The sequence below is a fragment of the Allomuricauda sp. CP2A genome (assembly GCF_001683915.1).
GTDB lineage: Bacteria > Bacteroidota > Bacteroidia > Flavobacteriales > Flavobacteriaceae > Flagellimonas.
The window spans coordinates 1-18,110 of record NZ_LXTT01000069.1 but is presented as its reverse complement, the minus strand read 5'-3'; the positions used below and the strand labels follow the sequence as shown (position 1 = coordinate 18,110).

General features: G+C 43.9%; 18 protein-coding genes. 6 read left to right on the top strand and 12 right to left on the bottom strand.

Annotated elements, in window-relative coordinates:
• Positions 1-389, top strand: a 389-nt coding sequence (locus A7D14_RS08280; RefSeq protein ID WP_067032679.1) for a hypothetical protein, incomplete at its 5' end; no start/stop codon positions are given.
• Between the two features lie 6 nt (positions 390-395).
• Here the strand turns inward: A7D14_RS08280 and A7D14_RS08275 are convergent.
• On the bottom strand, positions 396-3,854 hold the full coding sequence (locus tag A7D14_RS08275; protein WP_067032677.1) for a methylmalonyl-CoA mutase family protein: 3,459 nt from the start codon (positions 3,852-3,854) through the stop codon (positions 396-398).
• A gap of 142 nt (positions 3,855-3,996) precedes the next feature.
• Here A7D14_RS08275 and purU point away from each other — a divergent pair, with 142 nt between their 5' ends.
• Together purU and A7D14_RS08265 are read left to right on the top strand one after the other, a co-directional pair.
• Entirely contained in the window at positions 3,997-4,845 is an 849-nt protein-coding gene (gene purU / locus A7D14_RS08270; protein WP_067032676.1) for a formyltetrahydrofolate deformylase, read from the top strand.
• 70 nt (positions 4,846-4,915) lie between these two features.
• On the top strand, positions 4,916-5,620 hold the full coding sequence (locus tag A7D14_RS08265; protein WP_067032674.1) for a DUF4197 domain-containing protein: 705 nt from the start codon (positions 4,916-4,918) through the stop codon (positions 5,618-5,620).
• A gap of 212 nt (positions 5,621-5,832) precedes the next feature.
• Here A7D14_RS08265 and A7D14_RS08260 read toward each other — a convergent pair whose 3' ends face one another.
• Positions 5,833-6,336, bottom strand: coding sequence for a hypothetical protein (locus A7D14_RS08260; protein WP_067032672.1), 504 nt, complete (start codon positions 6,334-6,336; stop codon positions 5,833-5,835).
• A gap of 207 nt (positions 6,337-6,543) precedes the next feature.
• On the opposite strand from A7D14_RS08260, the gene A7D14_RS08255 reads away from it, so the two are divergent.
• The gene (locus tag A7D14_RS08255; protein ID WP_067032670.1) at positions 6,544-6,729 is read left to right on the top strand and encodes a hypothetical protein; all 186 of its coding nucleotides are present in this window, start codon (positions 6,544-6,546) and stop codon (positions 6,727-6,729) included.
• A 1-nt stretch (position 6,730) separates the two neighbouring features.
• On the opposite strand, the gene pyrF is transcribed toward A7D14_RS08255, so the two are convergent.
• The 9 genes from pyrF to A7D14_RS08210 all read right to left on the bottom strand — a co-directional run bounded on the left by pyrF (position 6,731) and on the right by A7D14_RS08210 (position 15,680).
• The gene (gene pyrF, locus A7D14_RS08250; RefSeq protein ID WP_067032669.1) at positions 6,731-7,555 is read right to left on the bottom strand and encodes an orotidine-5'-phosphate decarboxylase; all 825 of its coding nucleotides are present in this window, start codon (positions 7,553-7,555) and stop codon (positions 6,731-6,733) included.
• Positions 7,556-7,603: 48 nt separating this feature from the next.
• Positions 7,604-8,680: a peptide chain release factor 1 gene (prfA, locus tag A7D14_RS08245; RefSeq protein ID WP_067032666.1), complete on the bottom strand. Its 1,077-nt coding sequence runs from the start codon at positions 8,678-8,680 to the stop codon at positions 7,604-7,606.
• Positions 8,681-8,743: 63 nt separating this feature from the next.
• The gene (locus tag A7D14_RS08240) at positions 8,744-10,042 is read right to left on the bottom strand and encodes a DUF3570 domain-containing protein (protein WP_067032660.1); all 1,299 of its coding nucleotides are present in this window, start codon (positions 10,040-10,042) and stop codon (positions 8,744-8,746) included.
• Positions 10,043-10,065: 23 nt separating this feature from the next.
• Complete coding sequence (locus A7D14_RS08235; protein ID WP_067032658.1) at positions 10,066-10,275, bottom strand: DUF4266 domain-containing protein; 210 nt, start codon at positions 10,273-10,275, stop codon at positions 10,066-10,068.
• A gap of 9 nt (positions 10,276-10,284) precedes the next feature.
• On the bottom strand, positions 10,285-11,244 hold the full coding sequence (locus A7D14_RS08230) for an FAD:protein FMN transferase (protein WP_255307418.1): 960 nt from the start codon (positions 11,242-11,244) through the stop codon (positions 10,285-10,287).
• A gap of 35 nt (positions 11,245-11,279) precedes the next feature.
• On the bottom strand, positions 11,280-11,717 hold the full coding sequence (locus A7D14_RS08225; RefSeq protein WP_067032651.1) for a thioredoxin family protein: 438 nt from the start codon (positions 11,715-11,717) through the stop codon (positions 11,280-11,282).
• A 19-nt stretch (positions 11,718-11,736) separates the two neighbouring features.
• Complete coding sequence (locus A7D14_RS08220; RefSeq protein ID WP_067032648.1) at positions 11,737-12,177, bottom strand: ubiquinol-cytochrome c reductase iron-sulfur subunit; 441 nt, start codon at positions 12,175-12,177, stop codon at positions 11,737-11,739.
• Between the two features lie 46 nt (positions 12,178-12,223).
• The gene (locus A7D14_RS08215; RefSeq protein ID WP_067032647.1) at positions 12,224-13,402 is read right to left on the bottom strand and encodes an AIR synthase related protein; all 1,179 of its coding nucleotides are present in this window, start codon (positions 13,400-13,402) and stop codon (positions 12,224-12,226) included.
• A gap of 91 nt (positions 13,403-13,493) precedes the next feature.
• Entirely contained in the window at positions 13,494-15,680 is a 2,187-nt protein-coding gene (locus A7D14_RS08210) for a glutamine synthetase III (RefSeq protein WP_067032645.1), read from the bottom strand.
• Between the two features lie 211 nt (positions 15,681-15,891).
• Between A7D14_RS08210 and A7D14_RS08205 the strand changes: the two genes are divergently transcribed.
• Positions 15,892-16,902 carry a glutamine synthetase beta-grasp domain-containing protein gene (locus tag A7D14_RS08205; RefSeq protein ID WP_067032639.1) on the top strand — a complete coding sequence of 337 codons (1,011 nt, stop codon included), beginning with the start codon at positions 15,892-15,894 and terminating at the stop codon, positions 16,900-16,902.
• 58 nt (positions 16,903-16,960) lie between these two features.
• Here A7D14_RS08205 and A7D14_RS08200 read toward each other — a convergent pair whose 3' ends face one another.
• Positions 16,961-17,899 (bottom strand): calcium/sodium antiporter, encoded by a 939-nt coding sequence (locus A7D14_RS08200; protein ID WP_067032635.1) that lies wholly within the window; start codon positions 17,897-17,899, stop codon positions 16,961-16,963.
• A gap of 13 nt (positions 17,900-17,912) precedes the next feature.
• On the opposite strand from A7D14_RS08200, the gene A7D14_RS19840 reads away from it, so the two are divergent.
• A partial coding sequence (locus A7D14_RS19840) for a hypothetical protein (protein WP_141673305.1) occupies positions 17,913-18,110 on the top strand: 198 nt, incomplete at its 3' end.

The window sequence follows — 18,110 nt, the reverse complement described above, 5'->3', positions numbered from 1 at the left end:
CTCTTAATTCCTTGGTCGTTTACCGTAAATCACTGGATCTTCGTGATATGAGCGAAGCTGTGGCTACCTACTTTGCACATAACAGGGAAAAGCTGTCTTGGCGAAAAATTGACAGTTTTCGGGATGATATTACTGCATCGCTTATGAATGACGCTTCCCTTATTACCAAAGAAGTGGAACAAGCGGCCCTTAGCAATTCCTACTCTGTTCGGATGAGGAGTTTGGCTTTCATCAACATCATGACCCGAAACATCTTGGCGTACTGCAATGGTCTGGAACGTGATGGCGTTAAGGAAAAAGAATATTTGAACCTGCTTCGGAGGGAAATCAAAATCTTTAGAACTTCCTTTAAAAAATGGAGAAAGTCCTTTCACAACAGAAACGACTAATCCCTTTTACATATTTCTTCTATACTGACCTCCAACCTCAAACAGGGCTTTTGTAATCTGCCCCAATGAGCAATACTTGGTGACTTCCATCAATCTTTCAAAAATATTTTCATTGTTGATGGCAGTCTGCTGCAATTCCTTCAACTGTGTTGAGGCCCTTTCTTTTTCCCGTTGGTGCAAATTTTGCAAGGTTTTGATTTGATTCTTCTTTTCCTCCTCCGTGGCCCTGATCACCTCAGCGGGCAAAATGGTAGGTGACCCCTTTGAACTCAAAAACGTGTTCACTCCAATAATGGGATACGCCCCAGAATGCTTCAAGGTCTCATAATGCAAACTTTCTTCCTGAATTTTGGAACGTTGGTACATGGTTTCCATAGCTCCCAAGACACCTCCCCGTTCCGTAATGCGGTCAAACTCCAACAGAACGGCCTCTTCCACCAAATCCGTAAGCTCTTCAATAATAAAAGAACCCTGGATGGGATTTTCATTTTTGGCCAATCCGAGTTCCTTATTAATAATCAGCTGGATGGCCATCGCCCTGCGCACCGATTCTTCAGTGGGAGTGGTTATGGCCTCATCATAAGCGTTGGTATGCAAGGAATTGCAATTGTCATAAATGGCATAAAGTGCCTGCAAGGTTGTTCTAATGTCATTAAAATCAATCTCTTGTGCGTGCAGACTCCTTCCCGAGGTCTGGATGTGGTATTTCAGCATCTGGGCCCTAGGGTCGGCACCGTATTTTTCTTTTAGGGCCTTGGCCCAAATTCTACGGGCCACTCTACCAATAACAGCATATTCGGGATCCACGCCATTGGAAAAAAAGAAGGATAAATTGGGGCCAAACTTGTTGATGTCCATCCCCCGACTCAAATAGTATTCCACATAGGTAAACCCATTGGAAAGCGTAAACGCCAGTTGCGTAATCGGGTTCGCCCCCGCCTCTGCAATGTGGTAGCCCGATATGGAAACCGAATAGAAATTCCTAACCTGCTGTTCAATAAAATATTCCTGCACATCCCCCATTAAACGTAAGGCAAACTCCGTGGAAAAAATACAGGTGTTCTGGGCTTGATCTTCCTTTAAAATATCAGCTTGTACCGTTCCCCGGACTTGTTTTAAGGTTTTCGCTTTTATTTTGGCATACACCTCTTGGGGCAACACTTGATCACCCGTAACGCCCAAAAGCATCAGCCCCAATCCATTGTTCCCTTCGGGAAGTTTTCCAAAATAGGTGGGCCGAGGCACCCCTTTCTTTTTATAAAGAGCGTCGATTTTGTTTTCAACCTCGCCCTCTAAACCATTTTCTTTGATGTATTTTTCACAATTTTGGTCAATGGCCGCATTCATAAAAAAGGCCAAGAGCATAGGTGCCGGACCATTGATCGTCATGCTCACAGAGGTCATGGGATTGCTGAGGTCAAAACCGGAATATAGTTTTTTGGCATCATCCAAACAGCAAATGGACACCCCGGCATTCCCAATCTTTCCATAAATATCGGGCCTGTGGTCTGGGTCGTTTCCGTAGAGCGTCACGGAGTCAAATGCGGTGGACAATCGCTTTGCGGGCATATCCAAACTTACGTAGTGAAATCGTCGGTTGGTACGTTCGGGGCCGCCCTCACCTGCAAACATTCGAGTGGGGTCCTCCCCTTCCCGCTTAAACGGATACAATCCCGCGGTATAGGGAAATTCCCCAGGTACATTTTCCTGCAGAATCCATTGGAGGATATCGCCCCACGCCTTGTATTTGGGCAGGGCCACCTTAGGAATCTGACTGTGTGATAAGGATTCTGTATGGGTTTTAATATTCACCTCTCGGTCACGCACCTTAAACGAATATACCTCAGATTTGTACCGATTGACCTTTTCCTGCCACTTTAAAAGTGTGTCCCAGTGCTGGGGAAGCAAGTTCATTTTGATTTTATCAAATTCTTTGAGCAACAAACCTGCCAACTCCTTTTCTTCCCCATTTTTGATTTTTGAACGAACCTCACCCTTATTCAATCCGGTCTTATCCAACAAAATTTCCTCTGCATTTTCCGAATCCATTCCCAAAATGGATGTCAGTGTCAAGAAAATACCGTAGAGTTGTTGCGCAATTTTGGATTGCTGCTCAGCTTTGGAATCATACAATCGGTTATTTTCGGCTATTTCAGATAAATAACGGGTCCGTGAAGGCGGGATGACATAGATTTTCTCGGTCATTTCCTGACCCACCTCCAAATTGGAAATCAAATTGGAGTCTGCTTTTTCCACCAATGTATCCATGACCTTTTTGTAAAGGTTGTTCATGCCTGGATCATTGAATTGCGAAGCAATGGTCCCATAAATGGGCAAATCTTCTTCATTGGCATGCCACAGTCCGTGGTTACGGGCGTATTGTTTTTTTACATCGCGAAGGGCATCCAGCGCCCCTCTTTTATCGAACTTATTGATGGCCACCAAATCCGCAAAATCAAGCATATCGATTTTCTCCAACTGGGTAGCGGCACCAAACTCCGGCGTCATCACATAGAGCGACACATCGCTGTGTTCCAAGATTTCGGTATCAGACTGGCCTATCCCCGAGGTTTCCAGAATGATGAGATCATATTTGGCAGCTTTTAGCACTTGAACCGCTTCAGCAACATATTTTGACAAGGCCAAATTGGATTGCCGCGTAGCCAAGGAGCGCATATAGACCCGTTCATTGTTGATGGAGTTCATCCGGATACGATCTCCCAGCAAGGCCCCACCTGTTTTTCGTTTGGAAGGGTCCACGGAAATGATGCCCACATGTTTATCGGGAAAATCAATCAAAAAACGGCGTACCAACTCATCCACCAAACTGGATTTTCCAGCACCTCCGGTTCCTGTAATTCCTAGTACGGGAACCGGATTTTCTTCCCCCACTATCTTATCTTGATATTTTTCAAACTCCTCATGCCGGTTTTCAGCCAAAGAAATCAACCGAGCAATGGTGTTGGGATTCTTATCGCTCAACAAACTTTCCAACTTCTCCCCCTTAGACAATTGCAAATCGGGAACGGCGGTATCGCATCGTTCCACCAAATCATTGATCATTCCCTGGAGTCCCATTTGTCTTCCGTCATCCGGGGAATAAATCCGTTCGATGCCATAGGCCATCAGCTCTTTTATTTCCTCTGGAAGGATCACACCTCCACCACCGCCAAAAACCTTGATGTGTCCTGCACCCCGTTCCTGCAGCAAATCGAACATATATCTAAAATACTCATTGTGGCCTCCTTGGTACGAGGTCATGGCAATGGCATTGGCATCTTCCTGAATGGCACAGTCCACCACCTCGGCAACGCTCCTGTCATGCCCCAAATGGATTACCTCGACCCCAGTGGCCTGAATGATACGCCTCATAATATTGATGGCTGCATCATGGCCGTCAAATAGCGAGGCTGCCGTCACTATCCTGATTTTATACTTGGGTTTGTAAGGTTTTGTTTGTTCCATTTGCAATAAAAGGTCTGTTTTCGCCCTGCAATTTACAGAAAATGCAAGTCAAATTCGATTTTGTTCAGGATATTACAAAAAGTCAGAAAAGCTTGGAGTTCCTTTTTTGAATACCCTAATTTTACTCGGCCAAAATTGCATTATGAAGCTTACCATACTCATCCATTGCCCTGACCAATCCGGTATTATACGATCAGTAACCACCTTTGTGCACCAACAAGAAGGGAATGTTGTCTACTTAGATCAGCATGTTGATAAACAGGTGGGGGTCTTTTTTATGCGGTTGGAAAGTGAGTTTGAGAAGGAATTGTCCCTGGAAGCGTTTAAAAAAGGGTTTGAGCAGGAACTCGCCCAACAATTTCAAATGGAGTGGGATATTTATTTGGGTGCCTACAGACCGAAAATGGCCATTTTCGTGTCCAAATACAACCACTGTTTGTACGACCTGCTGAGCCGATACAACTCCGAGGAGCTTTCGGTGGACATCCCATTTATCCTGAGCAACCACAGGGATTTGGAATATGTGGCGGAGCAGTTTCAGATTCCGTTCTATCATGTGCCTGTGACCAAGCAAACCAAAGAAGAAGCAGAAAACAAGCAACTGGAATTGCTTAAAAAGCACGAAGTGGATTTTATAGTGCTTGCCCGGTATATGCAGATTGTATCCCCAAAGTTAATCGATGTGTATCCGCAAAAAATCATCAACATCCACCATTCCTTCCTCCCTGCTTTTGTGGGTGCCAAACCCTACCATGCTGCATTTGAGCGTGGGGTGAAAATCATTGGGGCCACCAGTCATTATGTGACTTCGGAACTGGATGCCGGGCCCATTATTGAACAGGATGTGACCGCAGTTTCGCATTCGCATTCCATCAAGGATTTTATTGCAAAAGGACGGGATTTGGAACGGATAGTACTTTCCCGTGCGGTACAACTCCATGTGGCCCGAAAAACCATGGTCTACAACAACAAGACGGTTATTTTCTCTTAATTATATCGAATAAAAAAGCCATTTTTTACCGTTTCTAAGTAAATTTCACCGTAACTATAAAAAATTTACCATGAAACGAATACTGCTATGCGTATTGGTTTTTCAACTTGTTGGATGCACAGAACTACAACAGGTTGTGAACCAATTGCCCCAAGGACCTACTGGAATTGGTAATGCCGAAATTGCCCAAGGGCTTCGGGAAGCCTTGAATATGGGCATTGAAAAACAGGTGAACAAACTGGCACTGGAAAATGGTTTTTTCAGAAATGAACTCGTCAAAATTCTACTTCCCGAAGAATTACAAAAAGTAGACAAAACCCTGCGTGATGTTGGTCTCGGTAATTTGGCCGATGAAGGACTGCGTATCATCAACAGGGCCGCAGAAGATGCCGTTGGCGAAGCCACCCCAATTTTTGTTGATGCCGTTAAGGGAATCACCTTTACTGATGCGAGACAAATTTTGTTGGGAAGCGACAATGCCGCCACACAATATTTGGAGCAATCCACCAAGACCAAGTTGTACAACAAGTTTAACCCGATCATTAAAAATTCGTTCCAGAAAGTGGGAGCCGACCAAATCTGGAGCAACATCATAACCCGATACAACAATTTGCCCTTGACCAACGATGTAAATCCAGATTTAACCGATTACACCACCAATGAAGCCCTTGAAGGAGTTTATACCATGATAGCGGTTGAAGAGCAAGAAATCAGGAACAAAATCTCTTCCAGAACAACAGATTTGTTAAAAAGAGTGTTTGCTTTGCAAGATTAATCATAATTTTTTCAGAATAATGCAATAAGTTGAAAATGTTGTCGTTATAAAATCAATTCAACAAGACAATTATAACAAATTCCTAAAGTTAGCTTAACCTTGACCTGAAGGTTAAACAGGAATTTTGTAGACAGAAATTATCTGAGTTAGCATTTTTTTGAGTTAGTTAGTTTAAACCGGTGTTCGCACCGGTTTTTTTGTTGGTAAAAATGCTATTTTGGCTTGTAGAGCCCGTCAAAAGCGGTGGTTGTTTCTTCACCTTGCAACACCTCCCAATGTTGCCGAACGGTTCCATCTTCGTTTTTGGTCCACGTAATCCGGTTTCTGTACGTTTTCCCATCATCCCTGGTTAATTCATCGGAAGTCAAGATCATTTGATCGCCCTCCCTTTTACCTTTAAGTTTTAAAAAGGCTCCCGTATTATCTACCCAGAGTTGTTCCCATTGTTCGGTTTGGGTGTTGAAAAAATTTAAACTGGTCCCTGTATAACCGGGAGTGGCACTGGTCCAGTTTTCCCGAATCACACAACCATCCTCTTCCCTGCTGATCACACTTGTGCCTGCGGCAGTTCCATTGCTGGAATTTGTCACTTCCCAATTTCCAATCCAAAAATCAAAAGCTTTTTGATCTTCTGAACAACAATTGCACGATGATTTATCTTGACCAATTATAATTGAAAAGGTGAGCAAAGCGGACACCAACAAAAACTTTTTCATGGGATATGGTTTTACGTCTTACCTAGAGCAAAACTATTCTTTTAAATGTACGTTAATTTTTTATACCGAAAACGTAATGGAATGATGAAGGAAGCAGTGATTCTGTTAATTTTTAGATAAATAACCTGATTTCTAGACGTATATCAACCATCTCCGTAATCCATAGCTGGGTTTTCAACGTATCTTTGTTAGAACAAAATTTGAGCTATGAATAATCAGTATTGCAGGGTTGGGACAGTGACCCCGATCACCAGTGGTAGTCAAGCGATTTCCATTTTGGAATTCAGGTATAAAAACTTTATGGAAAAAGCGTCCAATGGCGACACGCACTTGGTGGAATTTTTCAAGCGGAAGGCACAAAGCATCAAAAAAGTACTGGAAAGCTTAGGTTGAATTACTTGCGGATTTTTCCCAATTCAACCTCCATTTCAACCTGTATTTTTTTGGCTTGCTCCGCTGCGGCCTCTGCAAAGTCAGCACCTGTTGAAGCATACAGTATTCCACGGGATGAATTGACCAACAAACCCACGTCCTTGGTCATTCCATAAGAGCACACTTCTTGCAAGCTTCCACCTTGCGCCCCTACTCCCGGAACCAACAAAAAACTGTTGGGAACTATTTCCCTGATTTCTTTTAGATACGTGGCCTTCGTGGCTCCTACAACATACATCAATCGTTCAGCATTTTTATAGGTCTTTGATGTTTTCAGAACTTCTTTGTAAAGCTCTTGCCCATCTATTTTTTTGGTTTGAAAGTCAAAAGCCCCTTGATTGGAGGTCAATGCCAACAAAATGGTATGCTTGTCCTCAAATGCCAAAAAGGGCTCCACAGAATCGCTGCCCATGTAAGGTGCAATGGTAATTGAGTCAAACTGAAGTTCTTCAAAAAAAGCCTTGGCATATCGGGTGGATGTGTTACCAATATCACCTCGTTTAGCATCGGCTATGGTAAAGATTTCAGGATGCTTCCCGTTCAAATACGCCATGGTGCGCTCCAGGGATTTCCAACCTTGCAGGCCGTAGGCTTCGTAAAACGCAATATTGGGTTTATAGGCCACACAATAGGGATTGGTGGCATCTATAATGGCCTTGTTGAAAGCAAAAATAGGGTCTTCCTCCTTCAAAAGATGTTTGGGAATCTTTTCCAAATCGGTGTCCAAGCCCACACAGAGAAAGGATTTTTTTTGATGGATTTGGGAAATTAAGTGCGCTATTTTCATGTATTTGTATTCTCGACTAGGCTCAAACCGACTCCTGACTACTCAAAATCAAAAAATCTCCGAAGCTTCCTTCAATTTCTCGGTGTTATCCACCAGCATCAACTCATCAATAATTTTTTGGATATCACCGTTCAATATATTTTGCAAATCATAGAGCGTAAGTCCAATTCTATGGTCCGTAACCCTACCTTGGGGATAATTGTACGTTCTGATCTTTGCCGAACGGTCCCCGCTGCTCACCTGGGAATTTCGTTTGGCCGCATCTTCTGCTTGTTTTTTGGCCAGCTCCATATCGTACAAACGGGAGCGCAATACTTTAAAGGCCTTATCCTTGTTCTTGTGCTGTGATTTTTCATCCTGGCACTGTGCCACAATACCCGTGGGAACGTGGGTCAGACGTACCGCGGAATAGGTCGTGTTCACCGATTGCCCACCAGGACCCGAAGAACAGAAATAATCTATCCGAACATCCTTGGGGTCTATCTGTACATCAAATTCTTCAGCTTCTGGAATCACCATAACGGTTGCCGCACTGGTATGGACCCTGCCTTGGGTCTCGGTCTGGGGCACGCGCTGTACACGGTGCACCCCTGCTTCAAACTTCAAGGTGCCATACACATCTTCGCCACTTACCTCAAAATGGATTTCCTTATAGCCACCACTGGTTCCCTCACTCAAATCGATGATATTGGTCTTCCACCCTTTGGATTCACAATACTTGGTATACATCCGGAAAAGATCTCCGGCAAAAATACTGGCTTCGTCCCCTCCCGTTCCGGCCCTGATTTCCATGACCACGTCCTTTTCATCTTCAGGATCTTTGGGAATCAACAGGAATTTTATTTCCTCCTCCAATTTGGGCAGGGCAGCTTTGGCCTCTTCCAGTTGCATCTTGGCCATTTCCAGCATTTCGGCATCACTGCCATCTGAAATGATTTCCTCCGCCTCGTTGATATTATTGGTAAGTTCAATGTATTGATCCCGTTTGTCCACCAGAACTTTCAGGTCTTTGTATTCTTTGTTCAGCTTTACATATCTTGTTTGGTCCGAAATGATATCAGGCTGAATTATAAGGTCTGAGACCTCATCAAAACGTTGTTTTACAATGTTGAGTTTGTCGAGCATATGTCCATCCACTAAGACTGCGAATTTACGATTTTTGATTGGATTGTTTTGTGGACAAATACGTCAGTTCCCCACAAAAGTAGTCCCGAGGGTAACAATGAAGGCATTAAGCCCATCACTCCTGTCATATTGACTAAAGCGGAGGTCGATGGTCTTTAGCCCAAAGTTGAAGATATGGGCACTGGTAAAAATATCCTTATACTGGATTCCAAAACCATATTGGTGGGCATCGTACTCCGATAAATCGTAATCTGAGGTATAAAATTCAGAAGTGGAGCGTGCTGTTTCCTTTGGATAAAAATAATCCGCCGCCGTTTGGGTATAGTAGCGGTAAGAAGGGTACAACGTAAACCTATCCGTCAACTTAAAAGGAGTTTCAAGGCTTGCCGTATGGGAGGTAATTCCCCAATCATCCCAATAATAGCGGTAATAGGAGCGCAACACCAACAAATCGTTCACGTAATAGTTCAAGCGCCCGCCCAAAGGAACCTTCAACCGACGGTCCGGTAGCTGTTCCACATTGTCCGCCAACTGAAAATCATCAATAAAAAAATCGTTGGCATCTGCAAAATACACCCGTTGAAACGGTGTGCTCAGCAACCCCTCTTGGGACACGAGGTCCACAAAAAGGGCTCCCTGTAGTTTTTGGCTCAAAATCTGGGAAAAACTGAATGAAAGCGTGTATGAATTCCTATTTTCCTTTTCAAATTCCGTAAAATTGGGGTTATAGGTTCCGCTTCCCGTAATCCTATCATCAAAAAAACCATCTCTGAGTTCAATGGGGTATATGGCATTCCATTTATCTAAAAAAACGCGGCTGCTGATCGTAAGCTCTGTATTTTTTTCATTGAACAATCGGGTATAACTCCCTCCAAAACCAAAGGAAAAGTAATCGTATTCCGATGAAAAATAGATGTTGCCGCTCCAAATGGTATTCCTGTCCTCCGAACTGTGCTGATAGCTGGGATTGATATAGGCCAACAAATCCTTTCTAGATTCGCCCGATGAAGCATCAAAAGGGGTGGCATTAATGCCTCCATCCAAAGGGTTTACGTTGCTGGATGAAGCAGAAGTATAGGCCGATAGCCCTACATCCACAGTAAGAATGTCATCTTCGTTCATGGGCATTCGCAAAACAAGGGTTGAGGTGGCATCGGTAAGTTCTTCGATACCCTCTCCCCCGGTCACAGCAGCATTTTGTCCATCTTGATCGTAATAACTGAACAACACATCAATCTCACTGGTCTCCAGCACCCTGCGTTTGTAGGAGGTATCGGTTTGTTGTGCCCAACCTGCAACCATGAACAAAGTGCAGACAAAAAGAGGTAATACTTTTTTGAGGTTGTTGGATTGTTGGATCATTGGGTTATTATCGAGCTATCGTTTTAGTTACATCCACAACCCCCACCTGTTTTTCCGCCATTGGCCCCGGATGAAGCTTCGCGATAGATGTGGAAATTGGTCTCAAAACGCTCACTAGGTCTTGCGCCCAGTTGCATCTCAACATCATTGACATACACCTTGTCATATTCCCGCACTGCAACACATGAGCTGGAAAAAATCAAAAGGAGAAAGAAAAAAACAAGTTTTCCCATGGGATAAATTTACTGATTCGAATCGAAAATGATTCCTGAACTCTTATGTATTTTATTGTCCGAATCAACCACCACAACTTCTACCCCATCAATTTGGTTGATCATGTGTACGCCCGTGTCCTTCCCCATGATAAAAACCGCAGTGGCCAGGGCGTCGCACAGTTCGGCATGCTTGGCAAAAACCGATACACTGTTGATTCCCGATGTTGGATATCCGGTCCGGGGGTCGATGATATGCGAATACTTTTTCCCATTTAAGGTGATGTATTTCTCGTAATTGCCCGATGTGGCCACCGAAGATTCCACTATGGGCAACCAACTGAACACTTTGTCTTTGCTAAGGGGGTTGGCAATGCCCACCAACCATTTTTCCCCGGTCACCTTGGTGCCCCATGTGGTCAAATCCCCCGAAGCATTGATAATGCCTCCCTTAACTTGTTTGGAGGTTAAAAGTTCCTTGGCCTTATCGGCGGCATATCCCTTACCAATGGCACCGAAACCAATGCGCATGCCCGGTTCCGTTAAAAAGACGGTTTGTTCATCTGGATCCAACACTATTTTTTTGTAGCCAATTTTTGCGATGGAATTTTGGATATCCTCTTCTGATGGCATACGGTCCATGGTCCCATCAAACTTCCAGATGTTGTCCATGGATGCGTAGGTAATATCAAAAGCTCCATCTGTGATTTCAGAAATTTTTATCGCTCTTTCTATCAAACCAAAAAGTTCGGGGCTCACTTTTACAGGTTGTATGCCCGCATTTTTAATGATTTTGGAAGTTTCGGAAGCTTCGTCCCATGATGAGATCATCTTTTCGATACGCTCTATTTCGGAGACCGCTTCGTCAATATCCAGATAGCCAATTTCCTCGTTGGGGGCCACCACGGTAATCTCAAACCGGGTGCCCATAAGCTTCAAGGCTTTTTTTACGGTAACATCTTTTTGCCTCAACTGTCCTTGAGACAGCATACAAAACAAGCTGCATAAGAGGACCGTGAGCGTTTTCATTTTACAAAATCATTGAGGGTAGCGATATATTTTTTGGGAGAGGCCTTTACGTTGTAACCTGTCTTGCCCAAAACAGATTCATCTTTGTCCAAAACAACAACTAAAGGAAAATAGCCTTTGGGATTGTATTTTTCGGCGAGAGCTTTGTTGACGTTTGATTTATCTTCGGGAAGTTGGTTTTTTTTCTTTCGCGGAAAATCGGCATTGTAGAGCACATAATGGGAGGAAGCATAGCTTTTGAATTCCTCAGAATCCAAAATATTTCGTTTTAACCGGATGCAGGGTGCACACCAATCAGACCCGGAAAAGACCAAGACAATGGGTTTGTCTTCCTTTTTGGCCAAGTTTAGGGCTGCATCAAAGCTGCTCTGCCACTCCTGCGCATGCAAGACACCGGCAACAATCAAAAAAAATATGGTCAGGAACTTTTTCATACGATTTGGGTCAACCCGGTTATTCAAAAACTCGAAGTATGGTACCATCGAGTTCGGTGTTGTATACTTTTATCGGCTTTGCCGGATTACTGTCAACTTGGTTCAAAGGGGTTCCATCTTGTTCAAACCTGGAACCGTGGACATCACAATAAAAAATTCCTCCATTTTGATTTACAAAACGGACCTGATCATACGATTCATGACTACATACCTGACTGGCAGCGATATACTCCCCTTCCAAGTTTTTGGCGATGACCACTAAATTCTTCAGAATAAAACCGCCATTGGAAGCCAAGGCCTGTGCCTCTTGCGAAGTAAGGTCTATGGTGAAGTCCACCCCTGTGGGCTCCTCCACAATATTACCATCAACTTGATCTTTGGAGCACCCTTGTGCACACGGAAATATAAGGGCAAATGCTGCACCTGCGCCCAGGCTTCTTAAAAATTCTTTTCTTTCCATAGCATGAGGTTTATAGAAAGAACGTTAAAATACGTTGATTCGTATGCTAATACACAAACTTGCCATAGGCACTTTCTATGGTCAATTTTTTGTTTTGCGAAGCCTCTACACGGCCAATAATCTGTGCATCAACACCAAAACTTTTGGAAATGTTGATAATATCATCCGCAACATTTTCATTTACATAAAGTTCCATGCGATGTCCGCAGTTGAAGACTTGGTACATCTCCTTCCAATCGGTACCGGATTGCTCCTGAATCAGTTTAAAGAGAGGAGGAATTTCAAACATATTGTCCTTTACAATGTGAAGGTTCTCCACAAAATGAAGAATCTTGGTCTGTGCCCCTCCGCTGCAATGTACCATACCATGGATTTGGTCCGCAGTATATTTTCCCAATACTTTTTTGATGATGGGCGCATAGGTCCGTGTAGGTGAAAGCACCAATTTTCCAGCGTCCAAGGGTGAGCCCGGCACGGCGTCCGTCAGTTTTGTTTGTCCGGAATAGACCAATTCCTCCGGAACTGAAGCATCATAACTTTCAGGATATTTCTGGGCCAAATATTTTCCGAAAACATCATGGCGGGCCGAGGTAAGCCCGTTACTGCCCATTCCTCCGTTATATTCGCTTTCGTAAGTCGCTTTTCCGAAGGAAGCCAGTCCCACAATAACATCTCCAGCTTTGATGTTGGCATTGTCGATTACCTTGGAACGTTCCATTCGGGCCGTGACGGTGGAGTCCACAATAATGGTGCGCACCAAATCACCGACATCTGCGGTTTCCCCACCTGTGGAATGGATGGTAATGCCGTGCTTTTTCAAATCGGAAATCAATTCTTCCGTCCCATTGATGATGGCTGAAATGACCTCTCCGGGAATCAGGTTTTTATTTCGGCCAATGGTGGAGGACAGCATAATGTTGTCCGTGGCACCCACGCAGATAAGATCGTCCACATTCATGATAAGGGCATCTTGCGCAATGCCTTTCCACACCGAAATATCCCTCGTTTCTTTCCAGTACATATACGCCAAGGAGGACTTGGTGCCAGCTCCATCGGCATGCATTACCAAACAGTGGTCTTCGCTGCCTGTTAAATAATCAGGTACAATTTTGCAAAACGCCTTTGGAAACAGGCCTTTGTCGATATTCTTTATGGCATTGTGCACATCTTCCTTGGAGGCCGAAACCCCTCGTTGTGCATATCTTTTACTCGTGTCTGACGACATAATCTTGGTTTGGGCAAAAATAGCGGAAAACCATCAATTCATTGACAGATTGACCCTGTCTTTTGAAAAGTGTTTCCAAAATTATGCTCCTCTATTTTGTGAACAATAGTTCCCTATACTTTGTGAACGGCCAAAGATCATCCGCGATGAGTTTTTCCAATTTATCGGATTGCTCCCGGATGGTATCGAAATAAGGTTTTACATTATTGCAATAGGCTTGCGCCTTTTTATTGATGGTGGAAAGTCCGTTGGCCCTTTTCCGCGCATCGGTCATCTCGTCCGTTAATTTCTTCAGCTCACCAATGTGTTCACCAACTTGTTCCAATAGATTCAATTGGCTTTCGGCCACTTTTTTATGGGCAGCACCATAGACCTCTTTTAAACCTCCAATATTTTCCAACAGTAGGTTTTGGTATCTGATGGCCGCTGGAATAATGTGGTTGTAGACCATTTCCCCCAACACCCTTCCTTCAATCTGAATATGGAAAATGTAGGCCCCCAATTCCACTTCTTGGCGTGCTTTGAGCTCCACTTCGCTCATAACGTCCATTTCCTTGAAGAGATCCACGCTCTCTTTGGAAGTGATGATCTGCAAGGCTTCCGGGGTGTTTTTATTGAAGCTGAGCTTTCGTCTTCGGGCCTCTTCCTGCCATTCCATTCCATACCCATCACCTTCAAACCGGATTCTTTTGGAGGTTTTTATGTATTCCCGCAAAACATTGAAGACCGCTTCATCCTTTTTCAAATTTTTCTTGTCGATCAAGGCATCCACTTCCTTTTTAAAGTCGGTGAGCTGTTTGGCCACAATGGTATTGAGCAGTGTCATGGGTTTGGCACAGTTCATCTTGGACCCAACACCCCGCATCTCAAACTTATTTCCGGTAAAGGCAAAGGGAGAGGTACGGTTTCTATCCGTATTGTCCAGCAAAATTTCTGGAATCTTTCCCACCACGTTGAGCTTGAGCTCCGTTTTTTCCTCTGGCGATAGTTTTCCTTTGGAAACTCCTTCCAATTCATCCAGCACATCGCTCAATTGTTTTCCAATAAAAATGGAAATAATGGGCGGCGGTGCCTCATTGGCCCCCAATCGATGATCGTTACTGGCCGATGCAATGGAAGATCGCAATAGTTCCTCGTAGGTGTCCACCGCTTTTATGGTATTGACAAAAAAGGTCAAAAATTGCAGGTTCTTCATGGGTGTGGTGCCAGGACTCAAGAGGTTCACCCCGGTATCGGTTGCCAATGACCAGTTGTTGTGCTTCCCAGAACCGTTGATTCCCGCAAAGGGTTTTTCATGGAAGAGTACCTTAAAATTGTGCTTGCCCGCGATTTCTTCCATCACATCCATCAACAATAGATTGTGATCCACGGAAAGATTGGCCTCTTCAAAGACGGGAGCCAACTCAAACTGGTTCGGGGCCACTTCATTGTGTCTGGTTTTAACGGGAATGCCCAATTGGGTGCACTGTTTTTCCAAGTCGCTCATAAAACTTAGCACCCGCGGCGGTATCACCCCAAAATAATGGTCATCCAACTGCTGGCCTTTTGCCGAAAAATTCCCAACCAAGGTCCTGCCCGTCATGGTCAAATCCAATCTAGATTGCGCCAACGCCTTGTCCACCAAAAAATATTCTTGTTCCCATCCCAAGGTGGCATGTACTTTCCGTACATTCTTATCAAAATATTGGGCCACGCTGGTAGCCGCCTGATCAATGGCATGCAAGGCCCTCAGTAGCGGTGCTTTATTGTCCAAAGCTTCCCCGGTATAGGCCACAAATATAGTTGGAATACAAAGGGTGGTCTTATAAATGAACGCGGGGGAAGTGGGATCCCAAGCGGTATAGCCGCGTGCCTCAAACGTGTTTCGGATCCCGCCACTAGGAAAGCTGGATGCATCCGGTTCTTGTTGGACCAATTGGGCTCCCCCAAATTTTTCCATGGCCCTTCCTTCAGGCAGAACATCAAAAAAGGCATCATGCTTTTCTGCCGTGGCCCCTGTTAAGGGTTGAAACCAGTGGGTATAGTGCGTTGCGCCCATGGACAGGGCCCAAGCTTTCATCCCCTCGGCCACTTGATCGGCTATTTTTCTATCGATTTTACTTCCTTGAAAAATGGCCGATTTTACATTGTCAAATGCTTCTTTTGTAAGAAACTGCAGCATTCTTTCTTCGTTGAACACCTGCTTTCCAAAAAGTTCTGACCGTCTTCCTGATTCGTCTATATTCTTATGTTCCCGTTTTTGGCTTTCTGCCAAGGCCTGAAATCTCGTTTTTGGCATCTTGATTTGTATTTAGTCCACAAAACTACAATTAACAATTTAATAATATATCCCCAAAAAATTAGTTTTTTTTCATCTACCCTATGCAAAATATGGGGTAATATAAATAATAGGCCGTAGTTTGTGATTTTAACCCCTCAAAATATTGATAATTGAATGAAAAAGCTATTTTTGTTGATCGTGAATTTGAGAACAAATAACTACCAGAATTATGAGCAAATCTAAATTAGAGTATCTATGGTTGGACGGTTACGAGCCAACTGCCAACATTAGAAGCAAGACAAGGATCGAGGAAGATTTCAGCGGAAAATTGGAAGATTGCCCACTGTGGTCTTTTGACGGTTCATCAACAAAACAGGCCGAGGGTGGTTCTTCTGACTGTTTGCTAAAACCTGTTGCCATTTATCCAGACCCTGCACGAAAAAATGGGTATTTGGTAATGACCGAGGTTATGAACCCAGATGGAACTCCTCACGAAAGTAACTCAAGGGCTACAATCGATGATGAAAATGATGATTTCTGGTTTGGTTTTGAACAAGAATATTTCATCATGGACACTGCAACATTGCTGCCACTTGGTTTCCCTGTTGGCGGTTATCCTGGACCTCAAGGTCTTTACTATTGTTCAGTAGGTGGAAGAAATACATGGGGAAGGGATCTTGTTGAAGAGCATGCCGATCTTTGTTTGGAAGCTGGTCTTCAATTTGAAGGAATCAACCAAGAGGTTGCTGCCGGACAGTGGGAATTCCAATTGTTCGCCAAAGGTGCCAAAAAAGCAGGTGATGAAATTTGGGTTGCCCGTTATATGCTTCAAAGATTGACAGAAAGCTATGGATACTACATTGAGTACCACCCAAAACCCATCAAAGGGGACTGGAACGGTTCTGGAATGCACGCCAATTTCTCCAACACTTTGTTGAGAACTTGCGGATCTAAAGAAGTCTACGAAAAAGTATGTGAGGCTTTCCGTCCTGTAACCAAAGAGCACATTGCTGTATATGGTGAATTTAACGATGAGCGTTTGACCGGTAAGCACGAAACGGCTTCCATCAGAGATTTCAGCTATGGTGTTTCGGATAGGGGCGCTTCCATCAGAATTCCTATTATGACGGTTGAAAAAGGATGGAAAGGATGGTTGGAAGACAGAAGACCTGCTTCCAATGCCGATCCGTACAAAGTTGCGGCCAGAATTATTACAACAGTTAAGTCTGCCAACGTATAAAACTGTATATAAATTAGTTGTTGATTATAGATGAAAACCGTCCCTTTTGGGGCGGTTTTTATGTTATGGTCAAATAGACAAAGCTCCCATAAAAAAGCAGTAACACCAGACCATCGCGCCATCCCAGACGTAGTCCTCTTGGAAAAAACACCAAGGGCAGTATTAAAAAGGAGATGCCGAGCATCCAAAAAATATCGTTGGTGAGCAGTCCTTGGTCCATAACGGTGATAGGGGTTATTATGGAAGTAATTCCAAGTACGGCCAAAAGGTTGAAGATGTTGGAACCGATCAGATTCCCCAATGAGATGGCCTTTTCCTTTTTCAATACAGCAATCACCGAAGCGGCCAATTCTGGAATACTGGTCCCTACCGATACCACGGTTATGCCTATGACCCTATCACTTACCCCAAGTGTTGAGGCCATGCCCACAGCTCCATTGATCAATAGCTCCGAACCGCCCCAAAGTGCAATGCCCCCAATACCCAGATACAAAACAATTTTATATAAGGGAAGAATGACATCGTCCTCTGGCATTTCATCCACAACGGCCGTTTTTTGAAACCTGAGCAGATATATAAGGAATACAAACAACAAAGCCACAAGAATAATCCCCTCATACTGTTGCAAAACACCATCAAAGTATATGAAACCACAAAATAGCAACGAGGCCACCATCATCACCGGCCAATCTGTGGTATAAAAACTTTTGCGGACATCAATACTTCCCATGATCACAGTGATGGCCAACACCAACCCAAGGTTGGCAATGTTGGATCCCACAACATTTCCCAGGGCAAGGTCTGGAAATCCGTCCAAAGCAGCTTTGACACTTACAATAAGTTCTGGTGCTGAAGTTGCAAAAGAAACCACTGTCATTCCAATGACAATTTTGGGGATGGCCAATCGAAGCGATAAGGCCACAGCAGATTTCAACAACCAATTTCCCCCTGCGATAAGCAGGAGCAATCCAAGAACAATAAAGAGTACGTTTTCCAAAAAGCAAGAATTTATGGCAAATATAGAGGAAGATCCCTTAACGCAAATAACAAGGAAAAGCTCATGGTATTTGCCTCAAATAATTTCAAATGCGCTTTGTAGCAAATGGATTTTCTGCTTACAAGAAGCAAACGAAAATGCCAAAATCAGCCCTTTTTTAAACGAAACGCCCCTTGGTTTTCAAAAACAGGCAAAAAAAGCCCCTACAATT

Bases quoted from the DNA above. Each gene is read 5' to 3' on its own strand.
- purU (WP_067032676.1), top strand. From the start codon at position 3,997: ATGAAGCTTACCATACTCATCCATTGCCCTGACCAATCCGGTATTATA.
- A7D14_RS08255 (WP_067032670.1), top strand. From the start codon at position 6,544: ATGAATAATCAGTATTGCAGGGTTGGGACAGTGACCCCGATCACCAGT.
- A7D14_RS08265 (WP_067032674.1), top strand. From the start codon at position 4,916: ATGAAACGAATACTGCTATGCGTATTGGTTTTTCAACTTGTTGGATGC.
- A7D14_RS08225 (WP_067032651.1), bottom strand. From the start codon at position 11,717: ATGAAAAAGTTCCTGACCATATTTTTTTTGATTGTTGCCGGTGTCTTG.
- A7D14_RS08230 (WP_255307418.1), bottom strand. From the start codon at position 11,244: ATGCTGTCTCAAGGACAGTTGAGGCAAAAAGATGTTACCGTAAAAAAA.
- pyrF (WP_067032669.1), bottom strand. From the start codon at position 7,555: ATGAAAATAGCGCACTTAATTTCCCAAATCCATCAAAAAAAATCCTTT.
- A7D14_RS08220 (WP_067032648.1), bottom strand. From the start codon at position 12,177: ATGGAAAGAAAAGAATTTTTAAGAAGCCTGGGCGCAGGTGCAGCATTT.
- prfA (WP_067032666.1), bottom strand. From the start codon at position 8,680: ATGCTCGACAAACTCAACATTGTAAAACAACGTTTTGATGAGGTCTCA.
- A7D14_RS08210 (WP_067032645.1), bottom strand. From the start codon at position 15,680: ATGCCAAAAACGAGATTTCAGGCCTTGGCAGAAAGCCAAAAACGGGAA.
- A7D14_RS08205 (WP_067032639.1), top strand. From the start codon at position 15,892: ATGAGCAAATCTAAATTAGAGTATCTATGGTTGGACGGTTACGAGCCA.
- A7D14_RS08260 (WP_067032672.1), bottom strand. From the start codon at position 6,336: ATGAAAAAGTTTTTGTTGGTGTCCGCTTTGCTCACCTTTTCAATTATA.
- A7D14_RS08235 (WP_067032658.1), bottom strand. From the start codon at position 10,275: ATGGGAAAACTTGTTTTTTTCTTTCTCCTTTTGATTTTTTCCAGCTCA.
- A7D14_RS08215 (WP_067032647.1), bottom strand. From the start codon at position 13,402: ATGTCGTCAGACACGAGTAAAAGATATGCACAACGAGGGGTTTCGGCC.
- A7D14_RS08275 (WP_067032677.1), bottom strand. From the start codon at position 3,854: ATGGAACAAACAAAACCTTACAAACCCAAGTATAAAATCAGGATAGTG.
- A7D14_RS08240 (WP_067032660.1), bottom strand. From the start codon at position 10,042: ATGATCCAACAATCCAACAACCTCAAAAAAGTATTACCTCTTTTTGTC.